Consider the following 21,766-nt stretch of genomic DNA (forward strand, 5'->3'; position numbering starts at 1 on the left):
CGACAAGAATTGCTTGTTTAATTGCAAAGGTTTTGCTCTCATCTGGCCAGAAAACAATTGAGCCGGGGGTGCCTCTTTCGTGACTGAACAGCCTAAAACCGTCGTCTGTTTCGGAGATTCGCTCACATGGGGCTTCAATCCGGTCGATAAGTCCCGTTTCGGGCACGACATCCGTTGGACACGGTTGCTGCAAAGAGAGCTGGGCGACCGATACTATGTGGTTGAAGAAGGGATCAATGGCCGTACGACCGTGTTCGAAGATCCCGTGCGGGGTGACAAGAACGGGTTGGCGCATCTGGAAGGCATTCGCAAAACCCACATGCCCATCGACATCATGACCATCATGCTGGGCACGAACGATCTGCAGGATCGTTTCTGCATGAGCGCGGATGCAATTGGACGCGCCATGGGCCGGATCCTTTTTTCCGCAACCCGTGCGACGGACGATGTCGAAGGTCGAGCTCCGAAAGTTCTGTTGATGGCACCACCACCACTGGGTGACTTCACTGGCAAGGAATTTGCCGGCGTTTATTCAAATGCTCACGGCCGCGAGCAGTCGAAACTGATTGCGGGTGTCTACCGGCAGATCGCGGCGGAATATGGCGTTGGATTCTTTGATACGTCCAGCGTGATATCCGTGAGCGACATTGATGCCATTCACTTTGAAGCCGCACCGCAGGCGGATCTGGCAAAAGCGATTGCTGCTGAAGTGCGCGCGCTCGATACGGCCTAAGTTAATTTCCCAGCTTTTCAAGCGCCTTACGAATGCGAACCCTGACCGATCCGGCAGTTTCAACGTCACGGGCGTCCGTCAGGATATTGCGCACCCTGTCGATCATTTCAGGGTAGCTAAGTGCCAGAACGGCAAGGCCGTAGTAGGCCCACGCCCGCACAAATTTGTTGTCGCTACGGGTTCCGGTTTCGACAAATCCCTCAAGTTCGCCATAAGGCGCTAGTGACAACTGGAGCTTCTCGAAATACTGAAGAACATGCAGCTTTGCTTCCCAATGTGAGATTTTGGCAAGCAGGCCGAGATGCTGTCGTGTGAGATCTTCAGGAAGCGGCGGCCCTTTCAGATCGAAGTGGCGCTTGAGAAGCCAGGTGGCACTGCGCTGGCAGTCCTCGATCTCACACAGCCCTACCAACGCCTGGACAAAAACCGGATTGGCGCGTTCACTTTCGAAAAGGGCTTCCAGTTTGCCGGTATCCTTGCCGTCCCACGCCGAAAGTATTGTGCGAAGGGTCTCTGACATGGGGCAATCAGAAGTCGACCGTCAGGCCTTTGATTTCCCAATCGTCATAGCGTGTGGGCTCCAGCCCCCCGCGACCGTTGACCTCTTGAGGCAACGCTTCCTGCTTACCGTCTATCTCTTTGCGTCGCGCTTCTGCTTCCATCAGTGCGCGCTGGGCGGCGGGTGGCAGATCTTCAAATTTCTTTTTCGGGACAGCCTCGATTTCCGTCTTCAAGGAAGGGGCGTCGGTCTGCGAATAGGCAGCAGTTGCTGTGTCCGGTTTGTCCGTCATGGTTCCTGTTCATCCGGATTACGCTTTTGTCATGTGTATATAGGGCAATCTTGCCAAGAATGGCAGCAATTCCCATCTTGGAAATGGTACCGAAGTGCGAGAGCACGGTGACGGGCCGGGATCGAACCGAACAAGGAAATGGAAACAGGCGGCGATGAATTACATTCGCACAGCAATGCTTTTGGCGGCTATGACCGCCTTGTTTATGGGCATAGGCTTCATGATCGGCGGCCAGGCAGGCATGATCATTGCCCTGGCGATTGCTGCTGCCATGAACCTTTTCAGTTATTGGAACGCCGACAAGATGGTTTTGCGCATGCATCATGCGCGAGAAGTCGATGAACGCTCAGCTCCCGATTTTTATCGAATGATACAGCGTCTAGCGCAGAATGCCGATCTGACAATGCCGAAGGTCTATGTCATCGACAATCCGCAACCGAATGCGTTTGCGACCGGCCGGAACCCGCAAAATGCTGCCGTTGCCGCGACGACCGGCCTCTTGAACATGCTGACGCCAGAGGAAGTTGCGGGTGTCATGGCGCATGAACTGGCGCATGTGAAAAACCACGACACCCTGATCATGACGATCACGGCGACGATTGCCGGTGCGATTTCCATGCTGGCCAATTTTGCCTTCTTCTTTGGCGGCAACAGGAACAATCCACTTGGCATTGTCGGCATGTTGCTGATGATGATCGTTGCTCCGATGGCTGCGATGGTTGTGCAGATGGCGATTTCGAGGACGCGCGAATATGCGGCAGACCGGATGGGCGCTGAAATCTGTGGCGAGCCCATGTGGCTGGCATCCGCGCTTGGCAAGATAGCTGGCGGGGTGAAACGAATTCACAATCCGGATGCGGAAGCCAATCCGGCAACAGCGCATATGTTCATCATGAATCCGCTGTCCGGCGAGCGCATGGACAATCTGTTTTCCACGCACCCGAACACGGAGAACAGGATCAACGAGTTGCGCAAACTTGCCGATGGTGGGCTTGGAACCGGTGGCCGGATGTCATTCAGCCGCGGCTCTTCTCCGCAATCTGGCCCCTGGGCCGGATCTGGCCGGTCAGAACCGGCAAGTCCGCCGCGCAGTCCGAAGGGCCCTTGGGGCTGATCACAAGGCGAACGCGCAAAAACTTCTTTGCCAACTGCCCTCAGCACCTTAAACTTGTTTCATCGCGCCGCAGCCGGAGCCCCCGTCTGCGGCGCTTGGTTTTCCTGAACATGGTAAGATGACTTGACGAGACGGCCGAACAACAATCGTAGACCTGCTGCCACTGATGGAAGCCAGCCAGCCGACAAACCGGGCTTTGCCGCACGCAAGGTCGCTGCTGATATTCTCGGCAATGTCGTCCATAAGAAACGCCCGTTAGACGGAGAGCTGGACACACAGTCGGGTCACTCCGGGTTTCGTGCGCTTGCCGGTAACGACAGATCCCTGGTGCGGGCCATCGTCGGAGCGGGCCTGAGGCACAGGGGCGAGATTGCCGAAATCCTGACCAGACTGCTGGATCGGGATATTCCGGAGAAAACCGGCCGGGTTCTCGACATTCTTCATGTTGCCATTGCCCAGATGCTTTTCCTGGATGTTCCAGACAGAGCGGCAGTTTCGCTGGCGGTGGATCATGCGGGTCTGGATCGCCGCGCGCGGCCCTACAAAGGGTTGGTGAATGGCGTTTTGCGCCGCTTGGGGCGGGAGCGAAGTGACCTTACTGAAGATCTTGATGCCGAACTTCTCAACACGCCTGATTGGCTCTGGACCAGTTGGCAGGAAGCCTATGGTGAAGATTTGGCGCGCAAGATTTCCACGGCGCATCAAAAAGAAGCTGCGCTTGATCTTTCCGTCAAGGAAAACCCGGCCGACTGGGCACGCCGCCTCGACGGCGTGCCCGTCGGCGTCGGCACCGTGCGTCTCTTCAAGAAAGGAGCTGTCGAGGCTCTGGAGGGGTTTGATGACGGTGCGTGGTGGGTTCAAGATGTTGCCGCGGCACTTCCAGCGCACTTGCTGGGGAATGTTGCAGGCTTGAAGGTTGCAGATCTTTGTGCGGCCCCTGGGGGTAAGACAGCACAGCTTGCAGCTGCAGGAGCCACTGTCACGGCAATCGACATTTCCAAAGGCCGGCTCAAGAGGCTGTCGGAAAATATGCAGCGTTTGGGATTGTCCGTTGAAACCGTTGCTTCTGACCTTCGAAGTTATGAACCGGCGGTGCCATTTGACGCGGTCTTGCTGGATGCACCCTGCAGCGCAACCGGTACGATCCGTCGGCACCCGGATGTTCCCTGGATCAAGAAGCCGTATGACATTGAGAAACTTTCGGAAATTCAAGCAGAGCTGCTGGATCGGGTGATCGCCTGGGTCAAGCCTGGCGGGTTGATCGTCTATTGCACCTGTTCCCTTGAAGCTGCGGAAGGGGAAACCCAGGTAAGTGCGTTCCTGGCGCGGCAAACCGGGAAAATCGAAGTGGTTGAGATAAACGCTGATGAGATCGGTGGTCTCACAGAATGCATTACGGCTGAGGGTTATTTGCGGTGCATGCCGTGTTACGAGGCTGGTGAAACGCCGGAAACTACGGGAATGGACGGATTTTTCGCTGCCAGATTCAGGCGGTCTTAACGTGGCATAAACTGTTCACTTGCAATGATTCCCTAAATGAAATGCTAACCTTAACGATCCGTTTCTTCAGTTTGTGATCGGAGAGTATCATCGTCGCGCGTGAACCATCGATGTTGGAGATGGTTTGGTGAATATCGCAAGCCTCAACGAAAGAAGCCGGATCTGGCGTCTTGTGGCCCTGCATGTTTGGCAACGCTCCCTGAAATGGATGCATGGCGGACCGCTGTTCCGCATGCAGCCGTTTTCGTCTGTGCCGGCACGACTCCTGATTGCGCCTCAGGATCTGCGCACCGCCGACGCGACCAATGCTGCCGATATCTATGGCGGACGATTTCTGTTTTCCGGCCACCTGGTTGAAACACAGGGCAAATCACCGTTCGAACTGAAAGCCGTGCATGAGGACTGGCAGCGCGAGCTGCACAGCTTCGGCTGGCTCCGGGATCTGCGGGCGGCCGACAGCCAGATTGCCCGGCAGAATGCGCGTGCCCTGGTTGAGGACTGGATCAAATACAGCGGACGCTGGCATGAGATCGGTTGGGAAGCAGGTGTTGTCACCCGCCGAATTCTGTCCTGGCTCGCCCATTCGCCTTTTATTCTCCAGGATGGCGACCACGATTTTTATCGCAGCTTCGTCAAGTCTCTCGCGCGTCAGGTTCGATTTCTCCGTCAGACCATCAACGAGACCGATGATGGTGTTGAGCGGCTTCACGCAGCCCTTGCGATTGCATCAGCCTGCATCTCAATGGCCGGACAAGGACGTTTCGCCCGCCAGAGTATCCGCCGTCTGGAACACGAACTGAACCGGCAGATTCTACCCGATGGCGGCCACATATCGCGCAATCCAAGGGCTTTGATCGATATACTGGCCGACCTTCTTCCCGTTCGTCAGGCATTTGTCGCGCAAGGGCTGGAGATGCCTCCGGCCATGCTTCAATCGGTTGATCGGATGATGCCCCTACTGCGTTTTTTCCGTCATGGAGATGGCGCGCTGGCGCATTTCAACGGTATGGGATCAACACCGGGCGATCTTGTGGCAACAATTCTGGCCTATGACGATGCGCGTGGCGCGCCACCGGTCAATGCACCTCATTCGGGATATCAAAGGCTTAGCGGTGGGTCGTCGGTCGTCCTTCTGGATACAGGCCCGGCCCCGGTCTTGAGTGTCTCGGGCGATGCCCATGCGGGTTGCCTATCGCTTGAGTTTTCATCGGCGACCAATCGCATCGTCGTCAACTGCGGGGTCTCTCCGAAATCCAACCCTTTGTGGCGCAAGGTGAGCCGGTCGACAGCGGCCCACTCCACAGCAACGATCGAGGACACGTCCTCCAGCCGTTTCCTCTCTGAAAAACCCTTCGGTCATCTGCTTGGCGCTCCGATCCTCTCAGGTCCGGTAAATGTTCCGGTTGAGCGGGAGGACGACAGGGCCGGCAGCCGAATTTCGGCGTCCCATGACGGTTATGCTGCCGAGTTCCGGGTGCTGCACAAACGCGATGTCAGTCTCTCAGCGGATGGCACGGTGCTTGACGGTCTGGATACGTTCTCGGCGATCGGCAACGTTGATCCGGAACACGGGTTTGCCATCCGGTTTCACCTTCATCCATCGCTGCGCACGTCTCTCATCAGGGGAGGTTCGGCCGTCCTGCTGGTTTGCCGGGATGGCGAAGCCTGGGAGTTCGAAGCCCCGGGCAGTGAGATCGTTCTGGAAGAGAGCATTTATCTGTCGGATGTCTATGGGCACCGTAAGAGCGAGCAGATTGTTGTCGCGGGTGCACTCTTGGCAACGCCTTCCGTCGGGTGGCAGTTCCGCAAAACTGCGACTGCCAAGCTGAGCCGCAGGGGCACCAGCGATTTCGACGATGTCGGTGAACTTCCATTGGAAGAATAGGCGCATTAGCCAAGCAAGCAGCTTTCGATTTGACCAAAGACGTGATAGGGCGACGGCAACCTTCCCAGACTGTCCCAATCGCGAGGCATATTCATGGCCATTGTGTCCAAAGCCGTTCCCGTTCCTGAACTGGTTTCCGTTAAGCGCGCCCTTCTTTCCGTATTCGACAAGTCAGGCCTCGTCGATTTCGCAAAGGCGCTGGCAGAGCGCGGTGTTGAACTGGTTTCCACAGGTGGGTCCTACAAGGCTTTGAAAGACGCCGGTCTGGAGGTGCTGGACATATCTGAGGTGACCGGTTTTCCGGAAATCATGGATGGTCGGGTCAAGACACTCCATCCGATGGTTCATGGCGGCCTGCTTGCCATCCGCGATGACAATGACCACCAACTGGCCATGGGTGAGCACGGTATCACCGGGATTGATCTGTTCTGCGGTAATCTCTATCCGTTTGAAGATGTCGTAGCATCGGGTGCCGACTATGCAACCGGTATTGAAAATATAGATATCGGTGGTCCGGCAATGACCCGCGCGGCTGCCAAGAACCATGCCTATGTCACGGTTGTGACCGATCCGGCTGACTACGAGACGGTTATTTCCGAACTGGACGCGAATGGTGGCCAATCGCCGCTGGACTTGCGCAAGAAACTAGCGCTCAAGGCTTTTGCCCGTACGGCTGCATACGATGCATCGGTTTCCAACTGGATGGCTGATCAGCTTGAGGACGCAACACCGGCACACCGGGCAGTCGGCGGCACGCTCGCCGAGGTGATGAGATATGGTGAGAACCCGCACCAGACGGCAGGCTTTTATAAAACAGGCGAAAAACGTCCGGGCGTTGCGACCGCGCGGCAGCTTCAGGGCAAAACCCTTTCCTACAACAATATCAACGATACCGATGCTGCCTTCGAATTGGTCAGCGAATTTGATCCGTCGCGCACAAGCGCTGTTGCGATCATCAAACACGCCAATCCATGTGGTGTTGCAGAGGGTGCAGACCTTAAGGAGGCCTATGAAAAGGCTCTTCGCTGCGATCCTGTCTCTGCCTTTGGCGGTATCGTTGCGTTGAACAAGGTCCTGGACGCCGCTGCAGCAGAAGAAATTGTCAAGATCTTCACTGAAGTCATTATTGCTCCGGACGCCGACGACGCGGCGCGAGAGATTATTTCAGCCAAAAAGAACCTGCGTCTTCTGACAACGGGCGGTCTTGCGGATGCCCGTGCGAAGGGTCTTTATGTCAAGTCGGTCGCAGGCGGATTGCTGGTGCAATCCCGCGACAATGGTGTGGTCGATGATCTCGATCTGAAAGTTGTCACCAAACGGGCGCCTAGCGACCAGGAACTGGCAGATCTCAAATTCGCATTCCGGGTCGCGAAACATGTCAAATCCAACGCGATCGTTTACGCCAGGGACGGTGCAACTGTCGGTGTTGGTGCTGGTCAGATGAGTCGGGTGGATTCAGCGCGGATTGCAGCGCGAAAGGCGCTTGATGCGACCGAAGCTGCCGGACTATCCGAACCGCTTACAAATGGGTGTGTTGTCGCGTCCGATGCGTTTTTCCCGTTTGCCGATGGACTGCTGTCTGCGGCAGAGGCTGGAGCCACCGCGGTTATCCAGCCAGGAGGATCCATGCGCGATGATGATGTCATTGCTGCGGCGGATGAAGCCGGGCTCGCCATGGTGATGACCGGCATGCGACATTTTCGACACTAATACTGTGATTTGCAGTCTAACTATATATAAATCCTGTAAAAATTGACAAAAGGTCTTCGGAATTACTTCGGATTTTGAAGACCTTGTTAACTCTCAAATTGTAACTTCGCGAGCATTCCGGCAGACCTCATCTGCCGCCTATCGATTCGCGGAGAATATTGGTGTTTAAGAAAGCGAAGGTCACCACGAAGCTGATTGGTGCCAGCGCTGCGGCCATGACGGTCGCCCTGGCGATCGGCATCACAGCCATTGGCTGGCAAGCCTCGAATGTCACGGGAAAGCTGGCTCGCACAGAAGCTGAAACCGTTGCACGCGAGCAGGCAGAATTTGTTCAGCGGGGCCTTGAGAAGGGGCTCAAATCTGCGCAAGCCCTGGCCAGTGCCCTTGGCGGATTGAAGAACGCCGGCGCTGTCGATCGTGACGCATGGAATTCGGTAGTCGAAAATCTTGCACTCACCAACAAGGATCTGTCCGGCGCATGGGGCGTGGTCACGGGTGACCAGCTTGACGGGAAAGACGCTGAATTCAAAGGCAATGAAAAATGGGCCGCCGGCGGCGAATGGCAGCCGTATTTCTTCCGCAAGGCCGATGGCACGCTTGCCTATCGTCCGATTGAGGAAATTGATGTGGGAGACACAAGCGATCCCGCCGAACTCTGGTTCAATGGTGCCTATGTCTCCGGCAAGGACTACGTTACCGAGCCTTACAGCTGGGAGGCAGACGGCAAAACGGTTACCGGCGTTTCGTTCAGCATCCCGATTTTCAACGAAAAGAAGGTCATCGGTGTTGCCGGTGGCGACATTTTGCTGACGCCGCTTTCGGACGTTCTCGCTCAGCAGAAGCCGCTTGGTTCGGGGTCGGTTCACCTGCTGTCGCAAAATGGTGTCTGGATCGCGCATCCTGACCCTGCTGTCCTTGGAAAGAGCTGGTCTGAAGGTCGCTCTGAAGCCGATCTGGCGCATCAGGATCAGTTGCTTGCAGCCGTTGAGAGCGGCAACCGGTTTGACTATCAGGGATACTCCAATTCGCTTGGAGCGGATGTTCATCGTATCGTGGTGCCTGTTCCGATCGGAGAAACCGGGTCGAAACTTGCCGTTGTCGTAAGTGTGCCACTTGAGACGCTCAATGCGGCTTCAACGCAGATCCTGACGATGATCCTGGCCGTCGGAGGCGTCCTGCTCTTGGTCGTCGCGCTTTCCATCTACCTGGTCGGCAACGCAATTGTGCGCCGTCCGCTGGAACAGTCCGTACGCAGCATTCAGGCCCTGATCGATCGTCGGTACGACGAGCCGATCCACGGCACCGAGCGCAGCGACGAAATCGGCGAAATCAGCAAGGCTCTGGAAGTTTTCCGCGAAAAGGCACAGCAAGCCGAGACTTTGACGGCGGAGCAGGAAGAAGCACAACGTCAACAGTTGGCGCGTGCTGAACGGATCAGTGATCTTTCCCAAAATTTCGACCGTCAGATTTCCGAGTTGACCGAAACGGTGATGAGCCAGGTTCAGGATCTGAATTCGGCCTCGGTTACACTCACAGCGGGTGCGGACGATACCAGCGAAAAGAGCACCACCGTGGCGGCCGCCTCCGAAGAGGCATCGTCCAACGTGGAAACCGTTGCCTCGGCGGCGGAAGAGTTGTTGGCATCGGTTGGCGAAATTACCCGCCAGATGGGACAGTCGACCGAGATTGCTTCGCATGCAGTGGAGCAGGCGCAGGTGACCAACGCAAAGATCGAAGGTCTTGCCGAAGCCGCCAACCGGATCAGTGAAGTTGTCAAACTCATTACCGACATCGCTGAGCAGACCAACTTGCTGGCGCTGAATGCGACAATCGAGGCTGCGCGCGCTGGCGAAGCCGGCAAGGGTTTCGCGGTTGTGGCGGCGGAGGTCAAGGAGCTGGCCAATCAGACGGCAAAGGCGACGGAAGAAATTTCGCTGCAGATCCAGTCCGTGCAAACGGAGACGGCCGGTTCGGTTGAAGCCATCAAGGGGATTTCCGAAACCATCGAGAAAATGAACGAGATTTCCTCAAGCATTGAAACCTCGGTTGAACAGCAGGGCCTTGCCACCAACGAGATCGCTCGCAACATTCAGGAAGCCTCCAATGGTACCCAGGAAGTTGCACAGAACATCGTCAAGGTCGCAGCGTCCGCCGACGACACCGGTAATGCGGCGCGGCAGGTTTCAGCTTCTGCAGACGTCCTGCAGAAGGAGGCCGATCGCCTGAAACAGGAAGTCGTGGGCTTTCTGGATAATGTCCGTCAGGTTGGCTAGGACCTGTTCAATTCAGCACCAAAGAGCGCGCCGGAGATCATCCGGCGCGTTTTTCTTTGACCATCGTGAGCAGGACCAGACCCACAAAGAAGAACACGAGAATAACTGACATTCCGGCTGCCTGGTTGGCGGTGATCGCAGTTACGACACCAACCGCAAGAGGTGCGAGGAAGCTTGTGACCTTCCCGGAAAGTGCCAGCAGCCCGAAGTACTGTGTCATGTGCTCATGCGGCGCCAGTCGGATCAAGAGGCTGCGACACGATGCCTGAAGCGGGCCGGAAACAGCACCGATGATTGCTCCCAACACAATGAAAACCTGTTCAGGCAGTGAAGCGAACAGCGCGCCTTCCGGTGCAGGCTCTGACTTGATCACAAAAAAGACGGTTGTCTTGTCGACAGAAATCATTCCAAGGCCACAGATCATCAGGACAATCAGGCAAAACAAAATGACAAGTTTAGCGCCGAAGCGATCATCCATCGGACCGCCCAGAAGCAGCCCCAGCGTACCCGTGATGGTCAAAATGATTCCAAAGGTCCCGATTTCGATAGATCCCCAGCCGAGTTGTCCTGCTGAATAAATGCCGCCGAAGGCAAACAAGGCGACCAACCCGTCCTTGAAAATCATGTTTGAAGCCAGGAACAGGAAGATGTTTGTGTTGGCGCGGGCCTGGGCGAGGCTTTCGCCGAGTTCGGACAAGCCTTTGCGAACCGCTGCTCCGATTTTTGCCCGCTTTGGCACATCGGGAACGAACAGAAACATCGGTATCGCGAAGATAATGAACCAGACGGCTGAGAAGGGCCCGACCGCGCGGTCTCCCTCCCGGGTGGCCGCATCGAGACCGAGAACCGGTTCGAAGCCCAGGAGTGTCCGTCCGGTTTCCGGGCTTGCCGCGAAAAACCCGAGCGCGATGACCAATGTGACCAGCCCGCTGACATAGCCCATTGCCCAGCCAAAACTCGACAACCGCCCGATTTTTGCTGCCGGAACCAGCGAAGGCATCATGGCGTTGTTGAATACAGTCGCCACCTCGATGGAAAGTGTGCCGATGGCAAACGCGAACAAGGCGATCGTAATGCTGTGGGCTCCGCCTGGAGCGGCGTACCAAAGCGCCCAACAACAGATCAGAAACGGAATGGAAAACAACAGGATCCAGCGTTTTCTCCGACCCGTTGCATCGGCAATTGATCCGAGCACCGGTGCCGAAAGGGCAATGCCAAGACCGGCGGCTGCCGTTGCATAGCCCCATAACGCCTGTCCCTCCGCGGGTGTCGAGGCGAGAGAGGCGGCAAAATAGGGAGCGAAGACGAAGGTCGTGACCAGGGTGAAAAATGGCTGGGCAGCCCAGTCAAAAAGTGCCCAGGACAGAACGGCACGGCGATCAGTCTTCAGGGTGCCGGTGTCAGCAACTGTTGTCATCAGAGCATCCTGTGCCGATACGAAAAGGGCCGGCAGCAGTCCTGCCGACCCTCTTCAGTCCTAGCATGTTTTCCAGGTCACGCCGTGCCGCAAATCTCGGCAAGCAGGCTTGCGGCGACCGAGAACTTGGAGACACTGAGCGCACCGTCCAGAATTTCGGTCACGGACCTTTGTGTGCGTGCGACTTCTGCAGTGTGGGATTCCAGCCAACCGTCAAAGCCACCTGATTTGACGGCCTGAATTGCGAGCGCACGGTGCGCGCCGAAGAGCGTTGCCCGTGCACGGTCAAGAGCAAGGCCGTCATAGTAATCGCGCACATCAAGCTCATCGGTGCGTTCGTGCATGGCTCCGATCCTGAAGTGATGTGCAACCTGGAAATAGGCAGTTGCAGCAGTATCGAGATCAGCACCGGTTTCTTCAGAAACGATGACGATGTCAGGAATCGCTTGCTCGGCGATCAACCAGGCAATGCGTTTGGCAAGGTCTTCCGGCACGCCCCGGCTGATGTAGTCAGCTGTGCGCTGGTTCAAAATTGCACCCGGCTCTTCCGGCAACAGGCTCTCGAGGCGGCCACGTAGGGCGGAGATTCCTGTCCGGAAACGCTCTACAACAGCAGACAGCCCTTTGTCGAAGGCAACGTTCCGCTTGAACCAGACCACCCGTTCCAGCAACAGGGACTGCACTTCGGAATAAAGCTCTAGCTGCAGTTTGCCGTCGATTTTTGTATCGAGGACATCAATCTCGGTGTTGAGGTCGGTCAGGTCGAAGCTGTTGCGAACTGCAACGAAGGCTTGAGCGATTTCTGTTGCCGTCGCGCCGGTCTGGTCGCGCAGGCGGGTAATGAAGGTCGCTCCGCCGCGATTGATCATCGAGTTCGCCAGCATGGTTGCGATTATCTCGCGGCGCAGCCGGTGTCCGTTGATCTCGTCCTTGTAGGTCTCTGCCATCTGGTCCGGGAAATAACGGAAAAGCTCGCGGGCAAGATAGGAGTCGTCGGGAACCGTGCTTTCCAGCAACGCGTCGTAAAGCGTGAGCTTGGCATAGGCCAGGAGCACACCAAGCTCCGCACGTGTCAGCAACTGACCTGCCTTGCGCATCTCGTCGAGAGTGGCTTCATCAGGCAATTGTTCGACAACCCGATCCAGAAGATCGGCTTGCTCGAGCTGGCGCATCATGCGGACCTGGAAACCGAAGTCTTCCATGCCGCGCAAATGGGTCATGGAGATCGCGAGGGTCTGCAGATAGTTGTTCCGCAAGACCAGATCCGCGACTTCGTCGGTCATCTCAGCCAGGAGCTCATTGCGTTGTTCAATGTTCAACTTGCCGGCTTTGACGGCTGCACCGAACGCAATCTTGATGTTGACCTCCATGTCGGAGGAGTTCACACCGGCGGAATTGTCGATTGCGTCTGAATTACAGCGTCCACCCTTCTTGTTGAACTCGATGCGAGCCAGTTGGGTCAGGCCAAGGTTTGCACCTTCACCGATCACCTTGGTGCGAAGTTCCGGTGCTGTAATGCGGATCGGATCATTCGCCCGGTCGCCGGCATCGGCATCGGTTTCCGTCGTAGCGCGAATATAGGTGCCGATCCCGCCGAACCAGAGCAGGTCAACTTCCATTTTCAAAATGGCCATCATGACTTCCTGCGGAGTCGCGCTGGCAACCTGAAGGTCGAGAAGCTTCTGAATTTCCGGAGACAGAGGTATGGATTTCAGCTGACGGGAAAAGATCCCGCCACCCTTGGAAATCAGGTCCTGATTGTAGTCCTTCCACGAAGAGCGGCCCATGTCGAACAAACGCTTGCGTTCGTCCCAGGTCTTGGCCGGGTCCGGATTGGGATCAATGAATATATCCCTGTGATCGAATGCGGCCACAAGTTTGGTTGCCTTCGACAACAGCATACCGTTGCCAAAGACATCGCCCGACATGTCTCCCACACCTGCAGCGGTAAAGGGTTCGCTCTGAATGTCCCTGTTCATTTCCCGGAAGTGTCGTTTGACAGCCTCCCAGGCACCACGGGCGGTGATGCCCATTTTCTTGTGGTCATATCCGGCTGAACCACCCGATGCGAACGCATCGCCAAGCCAGAAATTCCGTCCTTCGGATATGCCGTTGGCCGTATCGGAAAATGTCGCTGTGCCCTTGTCGGCGGCAACGACGAGATAAGGGTCGTCACCATCGAAGCGCTGAACACGTTCCGGCGGCAGAATGCTGTCTTCTCCCAGGTTGTCGGTGACGTCGAGGAGCGCATTGATGAAGATCTTGTAGCTCTCGGTACCTTCAGTGAACCAGGCTTCGCGGTCGCTCATCGGAGGCAGTCTTTTGGGCAGGAAGCCACCCTTGGCGCCGACCGGAACAATCACGGCGTTCTTCACCTGTTGGGCTTTGACGAGACCCAGCACCTCGGTGCGGAAATCCTGAGGTCTGTCGGACCAGCGAAGGCCACCGCGCGCTACCATGCCGAAGCGCAAGTGAACGCCCTCGACTCTCGGGCTGTAAACGAAGATTTCTCGGTACGGCCTCGGCTGCGGCAGATCGTCGATCGACCGGCTGTCGACCTTGAACGCGAAAGTGGATTTGGGCAGCCCTGCCTCATCCAACTGATAGAAGTTGGTTCGCAGGATCGATTCAATCGCGTTCTGGAAACGGCGCAGGATACGATCATCATCGAGGCTGGACACGTCTTCCAGGCTGCTTGTCAGCTCTTCCTCGAGGCGTTTGGTGCCGTTGGTGCGGTCCTTTTCGGTGACATCGGGATTGAACCGCAGGTGAAACAGTTCGACCAGCTTGCCGGCAATGGCCGGATAACGGTTCAAGGTGCCCCACATGTAGTCTTCGGAAAAGCGAATACCTGCCTGACGCAGATATTTGGACAATGCGCGAATGACCGCGATGTCACGCCAGGCGAGATCCGCCGTCAGGACCAATCGGTTGTAGCCGTCGTTCTCGGCCTGGTCGGACCAGACCGCCATGAACATGCTTTCAAGGCGCGACTGGAGTTCGTCACCGACTTCAAAGGATTCCCCTGCCTGGGCCTCCAGGGTCATTTCGTGAAGATATGACATGCCAAGGTCTGCAGGCGTGACGCGGTAGGTGCGCTCGTTGATGACGCGGAAACCCATGTTTTCCAAAAGGGGCACGCGGGCAGACAACGGAATCGGAGAGCCGCTGTGATAAACCTTCAGTGATAGCCTGTTGTCCTTGGATCCCTTCAACCTGTGAAAGGTGATCGTCGTGTTGTGCTCATCCGTCAGTGTTTCCAGTTTAACGATGTCGAGCAGCGCGGACTGCGCATTGTAAACTTCCTTGTAGCCGCCGTGGAACGACAAGGCATAGCGATCCGCCAGCGAGCGTGCCTTCGCGGGCGCGAACTCCTGCTTGAGCGCGTCACGGACACTGTCGGACCAGGTCCGGATCATGTCGGCGACCGCAATTTCCAGTTCTTCTTGAGGCGGCTCAGGTGTTTCGCCTTTGTCCCGGCCAACAATGTAGTGAACGCGCGCAAGCGGTCCTTCAGGATAGGTGACGTACCAGGCGGACACACGGCCTTCATAGACGGTCGCCAGATACGTGCCGACATTCAGGCGCACTTCGGTTGTGTAGCGATCACGGGGTACAAATACCAGGATCGAGACATAGCGATCGAACTTGTCCGGCCGTGACAGGACGCGGATGCGCGGGCGCTCGTCCAGCTGAAGGATCGAAATGGCAAAACTGAACAGCAGATCGCGATCGATCTGGAAGAGCTCATCGCGTGGATAGGCTTCCAGCACGTTGCGCAGCGCGCGTCCCGAATGGCTTTCCGAGCCATATCCGGCGCGGGCGAGAACGCTGGCGACCTTGCGGCGCAGGAAGGGAATTGTGTTGGTGGGCTCGGTGTAGGCGGTTGAGGCGAATAGGCCGACAATCCGCAATTCACCCATCATGTTGCCGTCGTCATCATAGAGTTTAGCGCCGACATAATCCATGTGAACGCGCCGGTGAACGTTGCTCTTCACATTGGCCTTGGCAATGATGAGCGGTTCCGGCTTGTTCAAGAATTCTCGAATTTCCGGCGTTATCTGTACAAATTCAGATCCGCGCCGAAGGACTCGCACATCAGGGTCGGTCAACAAACCGAGGCCGGTTCCTTCATGGGGCGAAAGTTCGCCTTCCTCGACGCCGCCCTCGAACGTATATTCGCGCATTCCGAGGAAAATGAAATTGTCGTTCTCCATCCATTCAAGAAAATGGATGGCTTCCCAGAGTTCGTCGCTGCTTCCGGGGATCTGCGTGGTTTTGTAAGTGTCAATTGCCTCGGCAAGACGTTCCTGCATCGGCTTGAAGTCGGTGACAACCGAACGCACGGAATTCAAAACCGCATCAAGTCTGTCCTGCAGGGCCTGACGAGCCTTGTCGGAATCGACCCGGGTGATGTGAATATGGATCAGGCTTTCTTGACGGTCCTTGCGCTTTGCCGGCTTTTTGCGGGCCACCGCCGAAAGTAGTTTTCCGTCGTCGTCGCGTTCGACGATGAAGATCGGATGCAGGACGAGATGAACCTCAAGCTTGCTTTCCTGCAGCTCATCCATAACCGAATCGACCAGAAACGGCATGTTGTCATTGACGATTTCGATGACTGTGAGTTCGCTGGCTTTGTTGCCGGCTGCCTTGAAGGCGGGATCTGAAAGTTTGACCCGGTGCGTGCCGAGTTTGTGGGTCTGGAAATCCTGCCAGGCATCCTTGACGAAAGCAGTGAGTTCTTCACTGGAGTAGGCAACCACATCCTCCGCCGCGGCACGGTCGTAAAACGCGCTGGAAAACTCCGCGAGGTCAGGGTCCTCTTTGTTCAAGGTGGTGTGGACAGCGTCGATGAGTTTCAGTTTCTCGACGTCGTGTTTGTCCGGCATTTTCCATCCCCTTAGGCGATCTTTTGGTTTGGCTCTGTCGCGCGCTGGTTCTAAGACTTAAGTTCATATTTCGGCGACCTGAAAGTTTTCATGACGGGAGGAGTAAATTGTCAAGTAAAGTCACGGCCTTGCGAATCGATTCAATTGAAACATTAAGTGAAAAAACGCAGGCGTATTTCGAATTATGCGAGGAGAAGCTGGGTCTGGTGCCCAATGTTCTCAAAGCTTATGCATTTGACGAAACCAAACTGCGCGCCTTCACGGACATGTATAACGACCTCATGCTCAGCGAGAGCGGTCTCTCCAAGCTTGATAGAGAGATGATTGCCGTTGCGGTATCGTCCGTCAATCACTGTTTTTATTGCCTAACCGCCCACGGCTGCGCTGTGCGCGAATTGTCGGGAGATCCGGAACTCGGCGAATTGATGGTGATGAATTACCGGGTGGCCGACCTTTCGGAGAAACAAAGGGCAATGCTCGATTTCGCCGTCAAACTGACAGAGCGGCCGGCAGAAATCCTGGAGAGTGATCGGCAAGGCTTGAGGGATGCCGGCTACTCGGATCGCGACATCTGGGACATCGCTTCCGTCGCGGCCTTCTTCAACATGACCAATCGGGTGGCTGCAGCAACCGACATGCGGCCAAATGATGAGTATCACTCAAGGGCTCGTTGAGCTCTTCTAGCGTGCCGGAACGGTGACAAGTCGCGCGATTGGGTGTATGACGCAGGGCGATTTTCGGGAAACCGCCAATAAGGAGAGGATCGGGCGATGGTTGCGCGCGTATTCATAGATGGTGAAGTCGGTACAACGGGTCTGCAAATCCGTGAGCGCCTTGCCATGCGCGGTGATCTGGAGCTGCTCTCCATTCCGGAAGAAAGCCGGAAAGATCCTGCGGCGCGTGCTGATTTCCTCAACAAGGCTGATATCGCGATCCTTTGTCTGCCGGATGCGGCGGCAAAGGAAAGCGTGACGCTTATTGAAAACGACACTACGCGTGTGATCGATGCCTCGAGCGCTCATCGGGTCGCCGAAGGCTGGGCCTATGGTTTTGCGGAAATGGACCGCAACCAAAGCGACGTCATTGCCGCGTCCCTGCGCGTTGCAAACCCGGGATGCTGGCCTCAGGGTCTGATCGCATCTGTGCGGCCCCTTGTTGCAGCGGAATTGCTGCCGTCGGACTTTGCGGTCAATTTTCACGGAATATCCGGATATTCGGGCGGCGGCAAAGGCATGATCGCCGAATATGACAGCCTTGGTGTCAGCGCCAATGTGCTTGCGCCCTATGGGCTTGGCTTCAATCACAAGCATCTTCCGGAAATGACCGAATATGCACTGATTGAAAGGGCGCCCCTGTTCACTCCGACAGTCGGCAACTATTACACAGGCATGCTGACAGTCGTTCCGCTGAACCTTGCAGCACTCGACAAGGTGCCGACAGGTGCTGAAATCCACGCAGCCTTGAGCGACCATTATGCCAATGCGCCAGATGGGTTCGTCGATGTTGCTCCTCTGGAAGCGCTGGAACGGTCGGACGAGCTCAATCCACAGGCGCTCAACGACACCAACCGGTTACGCCTTCACGTTTTTGCCAATGATGCGCGCGCACAGGCCGCGATCATTGCCGTTTACGACAACCTGGGCAAAGGCGCATCAGGCGCTGCCGTCCAGAACCTCAATCTGATGCTTGGAGTTGATCAGACCACAAGCCTTGCGGCTTGAGGTGATGCTCCCGGCCTGACCCTTCAGGAGACCATGATGGAAAAATTCGAAACCCTGACCGGTGTTGCGGCACCGATGCCGATCGTCAATATCGACACGGACATGATCATTCCGAAGCAATTTCTGAAGACGATCAAACGCACCGGCCTTGGAACCGCGCTGTTCCATGAAATGCGCACCAATGACGATGGTTCTGAAAACGTCGATTTCATCCTGAACAAGGCGGCCTATCGCGATGCCAAGATCCTGATCGCAGGTGATAATTTCGGTTGCGGATCGTCCCGTGAGCATGCGCCCTGGGCCCTTCTCGACTTCGGCATCCGCTGCGTGATCTCCACATCGTTCGCAGATATTTTCTACAACAACTGCTTCAAGAACGGCATTTTGCCGATTGAAGTCTCCGAAGACGAGTTGGAAACCCTGCTGCATGCTGCTGAGCGCGGATCCAATTTCACCCTGACCATCGATCTGGAAAAACAGGAGATCCAGGGCCTGGAGAGCGGCGACATTGCGTTCAAAATCGACCAGTTCCGCAAGCACTGCCTGATCAACGGCCTTGATGACATCGGTCTGACCATGGCCAAGTCTGAGCAGATCGACAGCTTCGAAGGCTCCATGGGCGAAAGCCGTCCCTGGGTTTGATAGCAACGCGATTCATGAAGTCGTAATGTCGATACTAGTCTGGTGAAGGTTGCAATCCGTCCAGGCCGGATAGGCGACCAGCCAGCCATTGCCAAAATCGCTAGGTCAGCTTGCAACGTTCTGGAGAGCCATTGTAGCGATCCGGTAGCGTTCTCAAGTTGGGTTGGGAACCTGCCGAGCTATCAATTTCTGCATGAAGCCTATGTTGCTGAAACAGAAATTGGCCCGGTTGCAGCGGTGCATTTCATACCTTCATGGGGCGACAAACCGGACTGCTTTGATCTGTCAGTGCCCCTCATCCGGTACTTGTTTGTGCCTCCAGGCCTAGACACACATGAGTTCACTAGACGGTTGCTTGAAGTTTGTATCTGGAGGGTGCGCCGGGATCGGAATTCTTCCGTAGCCATTCACGCAACACCAATCATGAATGCAGAGCTAGAGCTACTAAAGAAAATGGGGTTCGGGTTCGTCCGTGCCGCTCCAGCCATTCACGGCATTCCCTTTAATATCTATTCCAAAAAACTCTTTTATTGAGCTACGACTTCTTCTCGTCGTCCCGCACGCGCCGTTCCGCGTTCAGCTGCTCCAGTTCGGCCATCTTGTCGCCGAGTGGACGGAGGACAGAAACCGTGTGGCGGAATTGATTGACCCGTTGGTCGAAGAGACGTTTGGCGAGTTCCGGGTATTCCTGGATCATGCGTTTGAAGAGCGCGCGGCGAATGCGGATTATGCGAACGCCTTCAATCGCCTCGGCGCGGCATGGACGCTTGTTTTCCGCCAGCAACGCGGTTTCGCCCAACAACGTTCCTTCGCCAACACGGTCGACCTCGTCGAAGCCATCCTCGCCCCGAATTTGCAGACTAACCGTGCCACTGGTGATAACAAGTCCACCATCGGCGCGCTCGTCCTGATCGAACAAGCGCTGGCCGCTGCCATACTCCATGCTTTCGGCGCTGAAGGCGAGCAGACGCAACTGGTCCTCAGCGAAGTCCGACAGCATCGGGATTTGTTTGAGAATCGCAATATCTTGGGCAAGGCTCATGCCCAAGATTTACGCTGAATAGCTCTCAGGGCACAAGCTTATATCCACCGGCTTCTGTCACGAGAAGCTCGGCATTGGATGGATCACGCTCAATTTTCTGCCTCAGCCGATAAATATGGGTCTCAAGTGTGTGTGTGGTGACACCGGAATTGTAGCCCCACACTTCATGCAACAGCACGTCTCTGGTCACCGGCTTTTCACCAGCGCGATAGAGAAATTTGAGAATGGAGGTTTCTTTCTCGGTCAGCCGAACTTTGCCGCCTGCATCATCCTGCATGACTTTGGCGGCCGGACGGAACGAATAGCGGCCAATTGCAAATGTGGCATCTTCGCTCTGCTCATGCTGGCGCAGATGAGCGCGGACGCGGGCCAGAAGCACTGCGAATTTGAACGGCTTGGTGACATAGTCATTTGCACCGGCTTCCAGCCCAAGGATCGTATCGCTGTCTCCGTCATGGCCCGTAAGCATGATGATCGGTGCTTTGAAGCCGTTTTTGCGCAGCAGCTTAACGGCTTCACGGCCATCGATATCCGGAAGGCCGACATCCATCAGGAGCAGATCTACATGCTCATCCTTGGCAAGGCCGATGCCGGACGTGGCTGAATCCGCCTGGATGGTCTCGAACTCATCATAAAGAGAAAGCTGTTCCACCAGCGCTTCACGGAGTTCGTTATCGTCGTCGACTATCAAAATCGTGCGGGCGGTCATTGTCGAGGTCCTCGCCAAAAATCTTCAAAACTGATCACGCTGATTTGTGCAAACTACACATGCGTGTTGCTGCCTCTATGTGCGTGGGAAATTCTCGCCATACAAGCCATGCGTCGTCAATTCTTCTTCACGCGGGGTTTAAGGCTGGTTTATCAAGTTCTTCTGTCCTGCAGACTAAACGGAACGGATATCAAATGACAGCCCACCGGAAAACGGCAGATACGCTTGAAGTTCGTGCGCGACCGCTTGATCGAACCAAGGGCATTTTGCGTCTCGGCCAGATCACGGTTCCGTGTGCGCTTGGCCGATCAGGCGTTGTGACACGGAAAAAAGAGGGTGATGGCGCCACACCAGCAGGACGGTTCGAACTGCTTCATGTCTACTATCGTCCCGACAAGGGTTTGCCTCCTCCGACCGACTTGCCGCATGAACCTCTGTCGCCTTCCTCCGGCTGGTGCGATGACCCGGCGCACAGCCGTTACAACAGACCCGTTGATCTGCCGTTCGGCGCCGGTCATGAAAAAATGTGGCGCGATGACCAGCTTTACGATGTCGTCGTTGTTCTGGACTGCAACATGTCTCCAGCCGTGAAGGGGCGCGGTAGTGCCATCTTTTTCCACATCGCGCGCGAGGACTACAGCCCTACCGAAGGCTGTGTCGCCGTAGCGCCCGCGCACATGCGGCTGCTGCTATCTCTTGCTGGTGTCGGGACGAATATGGTGATCGTCCCGTAACAGGCTTCGGACATCAGGGTGTGGCAGCGACCTGCGGGCGATAAATGATGAAACTTCCGCTAACTGTGACAGAAGTTCTGACACCGTTGTCGTCGGTAGAAGAGTAGGTTCGGGTGCCGTAGTTGTTGCGAACGACAACCTGGTCTTCGGTCACGTTGCTTTCCAGGAAGGACGCCAGTCCATTTGCATCGATGCTTTCCAGGATGGCGGTGTGCCTGGGTGCGCCCCGGCTCATGACAGTTTCAGACCAGCTGCCGTCCGAGTTCGTGACCCTTGTCGTGACTTCAAATCGGGTAAACTGAAACACATCGCCCGGCTGAGCCTGGCTTAGTTGTTGAACGACACGTCCCCAGACATATGTGCCTGAAGGCTTAATAAAGCCCACGCTTTGGTAACCGTTGTTGACGAGTGTCCAGCATTCACCGTTGCCCTCAACCCGGCCAAGTCGCTGGGTTGCGAAGGAGATCAATTGCTGGGCCTGTTGTGCGGTAACGTCGGGCATTTTCGATAATCCTTAAGCTCGCACCCCTGAAGATCTCACGTTACGGCAAGTGCGAATCGATTGCTGTGCCCTGAGTCACAATTTTGTGATCTGCCGATAGCGGA

17 protein-coding genes are annotated in these 21,766 nt (G+C 56.0%); 10 read left to right on the top strand and 7 right to left on the bottom strand.

The annotated features are described in order from the left end of the window. Nucleotides 1-79: 79 nt before the first annotated feature. Entirely contained in the window at nucleotides 80-733 is a 654-nt protein-coding gene (locus tag K1718_RS02785) for an SGNH/GDSL hydrolase family protein (protein ID WP_265679825.1), read from the top strand. Between the two features lies 1 nt (nucleotide 734). Here K1718_RS02785 and K1718_RS02790 read toward each other — a convergent pair whose 3' ends face one another. Together K1718_RS02790 and K1718_RS02795 are read right to left on the bottom strand one after the other, a co-directional pair. After that, the gene (locus K1718_RS02790; protein ID WP_265679824.1) at nucleotides 735-1,253 is read right to left on the bottom strand and encodes a hypothetical protein; all 519 of its coding nucleotides are present in this window, start codon (nucleotides 1,251-1,253) and stop codon (nucleotides 735-737) included. Nucleotides 1,254-1,260: 7 nt separating this feature from the next. Beyond that, entirely contained in the window at nucleotides 1,261-1,524 is a 264-nt protein-coding gene (locus K1718_RS02795; RefSeq protein ID WP_265679823.1) for a DUF1674 domain-containing protein, read from the bottom strand. A gap of 154 nt (nucleotides 1,525-1,678) precedes the next feature. On the opposite strand from K1718_RS02795, the gene htpX reads away from it, so the two are divergent. From htpX to K1718_RS02820, 5 genes are all read left to right on the top strand, one after another. Beyond that, nucleotides 1,679-2,638, top strand: coding sequence for a zinc metalloprotease HtpX (gene htpX, locus K1718_RS02800; RefSeq protein ID WP_265679822.1), 960 nt, complete (start codon nucleotides 1,679-1,681; stop codon nucleotides 2,636-2,638). A gap of 123 nt (nucleotides 2,639-2,761) precedes the next feature. After that, entirely contained in the window at nucleotides 2,762-4,138 is a 1,377-nt protein-coding gene (locus K1718_RS02805) for an RsmB/NOP family class I SAM-dependent RNA methyltransferase (protein WP_265679821.1), read from the top strand. A 127-nt stretch (nucleotides 4,139-4,265) separates the two neighbouring features. Then, the gene (locus tag K1718_RS02810; protein WP_335343016.1) at nucleotides 4,266-6,023 is read left to right on the top strand and encodes a heparinase II/III family protein; all 1,758 of its coding nucleotides are present in this window, start codon (nucleotides 4,266-4,268) and stop codon (nucleotides 6,021-6,023) included. 93 nt (nucleotides 6,024-6,116) lie between these two features. Further along, nucleotides 6,117-7,733: a bifunctional phosphoribosylaminoimidazolecarboxamide formyltransferase/IMP cyclohydrolase gene (purH, locus tag K1718_RS02815; RefSeq protein WP_265679820.1), complete on the top strand. Its 1,617-nt coding sequence runs from the start codon at nucleotides 6,117-6,119 to the stop codon at nucleotides 7,731-7,733. 161 nt (nucleotides 7,734-7,894) lie between these two features. Then, on the top strand, nucleotides 7,895-10,006 hold the full coding sequence (locus tag K1718_RS02820) for a methyl-accepting chemotaxis protein (protein ID WP_265679819.1): 2,112 nt from the start codon (nucleotides 7,895-7,897) through the stop codon (nucleotides 10,004-10,006). 37 nt (nucleotides 10,007-10,043) lie between these two features. Here the strand turns inward: K1718_RS02820 and K1718_RS02825 are convergent, their stop codons facing one another. Both K1718_RS02825 and K1718_RS02830 read right to left on the bottom strand, forming a co-directional pair. Continuing rightward, nucleotides 10,044-11,423 carry an MFS transporter gene (locus K1718_RS02825; RefSeq protein WP_265679818.1) on the bottom strand — a complete coding sequence of 460 codons (1,380 nt, stop codon included), beginning with the start codon at nucleotides 11,421-11,423 and terminating at the stop codon, nucleotides 10,044-10,046. A 77-nt stretch (nucleotides 11,424-11,500) separates the two neighbouring features. Beyond that, nucleotides 11,501-16,312, bottom strand: a complete 4,812-nt coding sequence (locus K1718_RS02830) for an NAD-glutamate dehydrogenase (RefSeq protein WP_265679817.1) — start codon at nucleotides 16,310-16,312, stop codon at nucleotides 11,501-11,503. 107 nt (nucleotides 16,313-16,419) lie between these two features. Between K1718_RS02830 and K1718_RS02835 the strand changes: the two genes are divergently transcribed. The 3 genes from K1718_RS02835 (at nucleotide 16,420) to leuD (ending at nucleotide 18,675) form a co-directional block, all read left to right on the top strand. After that, complete coding sequence (locus K1718_RS02835; protein WP_152499312.1) at nucleotides 16,420-16,986, top strand: peroxidase-related enzyme; 567 nt, start codon at nucleotides 16,420-16,422, stop codon at nucleotides 16,984-16,986. 96 nt (nucleotides 16,987-17,082) lie between these two features. Further along, a complete protein-coding gene (gene argC, locus K1718_RS02840) occupies nucleotides 17,083-18,033 on the top strand; it encodes an N-acetyl-gamma-glutamyl-phosphate reductase (protein WP_152499313.1) in 951 nt (316 codons plus the stop codon). A gap of 36 nt (nucleotides 18,034-18,069) precedes the next feature. Beyond that, nucleotides 18,070-18,675 carry a 3-isopropylmalate dehydratase small subunit gene (gene leuD, locus K1718_RS02845; protein ID WP_152504079.1) on the top strand — a complete coding sequence of 202 codons (606 nt, stop codon included), beginning with the start codon at nucleotides 18,070-18,072 and terminating at the stop codon, nucleotides 18,673-18,675. Between the two features lie 535 nt (nucleotides 18,676-19,210). Here the strand turns inward: leuD and K1718_RS02850 are convergent. Then, complete coding sequence (locus K1718_RS02850; RefSeq protein ID WP_152504080.1) at nucleotides 19,211-19,717, bottom strand: Crp/Fnr family transcriptional regulator; 507 nt, start codon at nucleotides 19,715-19,717, stop codon at nucleotides 19,211-19,213. Nucleotides 19,718-19,742: 25 nt separating this feature from the next. Then, the gene (locus K1718_RS02855; RefSeq protein WP_152499314.1) at nucleotides 19,743-20,426 is read right to left on the bottom strand and encodes a response regulator transcription factor; all 684 of its coding nucleotides are present in this window, start codon (nucleotides 20,424-20,426) and stop codon (nucleotides 19,743-19,745) included. A gap of 194 nt (nucleotides 20,427-20,620) precedes the next feature. Between K1718_RS02855 and K1718_RS02860 the strand changes: the two genes are divergently transcribed. After that, nucleotides 20,621-21,160, top strand: a complete 540-nt coding sequence (locus K1718_RS02860; RefSeq protein ID WP_265679816.1) for a L,D-transpeptidase family protein — start codon at nucleotides 20,621-20,623, stop codon at nucleotides 21,158-21,160. Nucleotides 21,161-21,173: 13 nt separating this feature from the next. On the opposite strand, the gene K1718_RS02865 is transcribed toward K1718_RS02860, so the two are convergent. Beyond that, nucleotides 21,174-21,662 (bottom strand): hypothetical protein, encoded by a 489-nt coding sequence (locus tag K1718_RS02865; protein ID WP_152499316.1) that lies wholly within the window; start codon nucleotides 21,660-21,662, stop codon nucleotides 21,174-21,176. Nucleotides 21,663-21,766 lie beyond the last annotated feature (104 nt).

It is taken from the genome of Roseibium porphyridii, from assembly GCF_026191725.2.
Lineage (GTDB): Bacteria > Pseudomonadota > Alphaproteobacteria > Rhizobiales > Stappiaceae > Roseibium > Roseibium porphyridii.

What these genes read in the sequence shown, in the direction of transcription:
- K1718_RS02790 (WP_265679824.1), bottom strand. Translation starts at nt 1,253, where the DNA reads ATGTCAGAGACCCTTCGCACAATACTTTCGGCGTGGGACGGCAAGGAT.
- K1718_RS02795 (WP_265679823.1), bottom strand. Translation starts at nt 1,524, where the DNA reads ATGACGGACAAACCGGACACAGCAACTGCTGCCTATTCGCAGACCGAC.
- htpX (WP_265679822.1), top strand. Translation starts at nt 1,679, where the DNA reads ATGAATTACATTCGCACAGCAATGCTTTTGGCGGCTATGACCGCCTTG.
- purH (WP_265679820.1), top strand. Translation starts at nt 6,117, where the DNA reads ATGGCCATTGTGTCCAAAGCCGTTCCCGTTCCTGAACTGGTTTCCGTT.
- K1718_RS02825 (WP_265679818.1), bottom strand. Translation starts at nt 11,423, where the DNA reads ATGACAACAGTTGCTGACACCGGCACCCTGAAGACTGATCGCCGTGCC.
- K1718_RS02830 (WP_265679817.1), bottom strand. Translation starts at nt 16,312, where the DNA reads ATGCCGGACAAACACGACGTCGAGAAACTGAAACTCATCGACGCTGTC.
- argC (WP_152499313.1), top strand. Translation starts at nt 17,083, where the DNA reads ATGGTTGCGCGCGTATTCATAGATGGTGAAGTCGGTACAACGGGTCTG.
- leuD (WP_152504079.1), top strand. Translation starts at nt 18,070, where the DNA reads ATGGAAAAATTCGAAACCCTGACCGGTGTTGCGGCACCGATGCCGATC.
- K1718_RS02850 (WP_152504080.1), bottom strand. Translation starts at nt 19,717, where the DNA reads ATGAGCCTTGCCCAAGATATTGCGATTCTCAAACAAATCCCGATGCTG.
- K1718_RS02855 (WP_152499314.1), bottom strand. Translation starts at nt 20,426, where the DNA reads ATGACCGCCCGCACGATTTTGATAGTCGACGACGATAACGAACTCCGT.
- K1718_RS02860 (WP_265679816.1), top strand. Translation starts at nt 20,621, where the DNA reads ATGACAGCCCACCGGAAAACGGCAGATACGCTTGAAGTTCGTGCGCGA.
- K1718_RS02865 (WP_152499316.1), bottom strand. Translation starts at nt 21,662, where the DNA reads ATGCCCGACGTTACCGCACAACAGGCCCAGCAATTGATCTCCTTCGCA.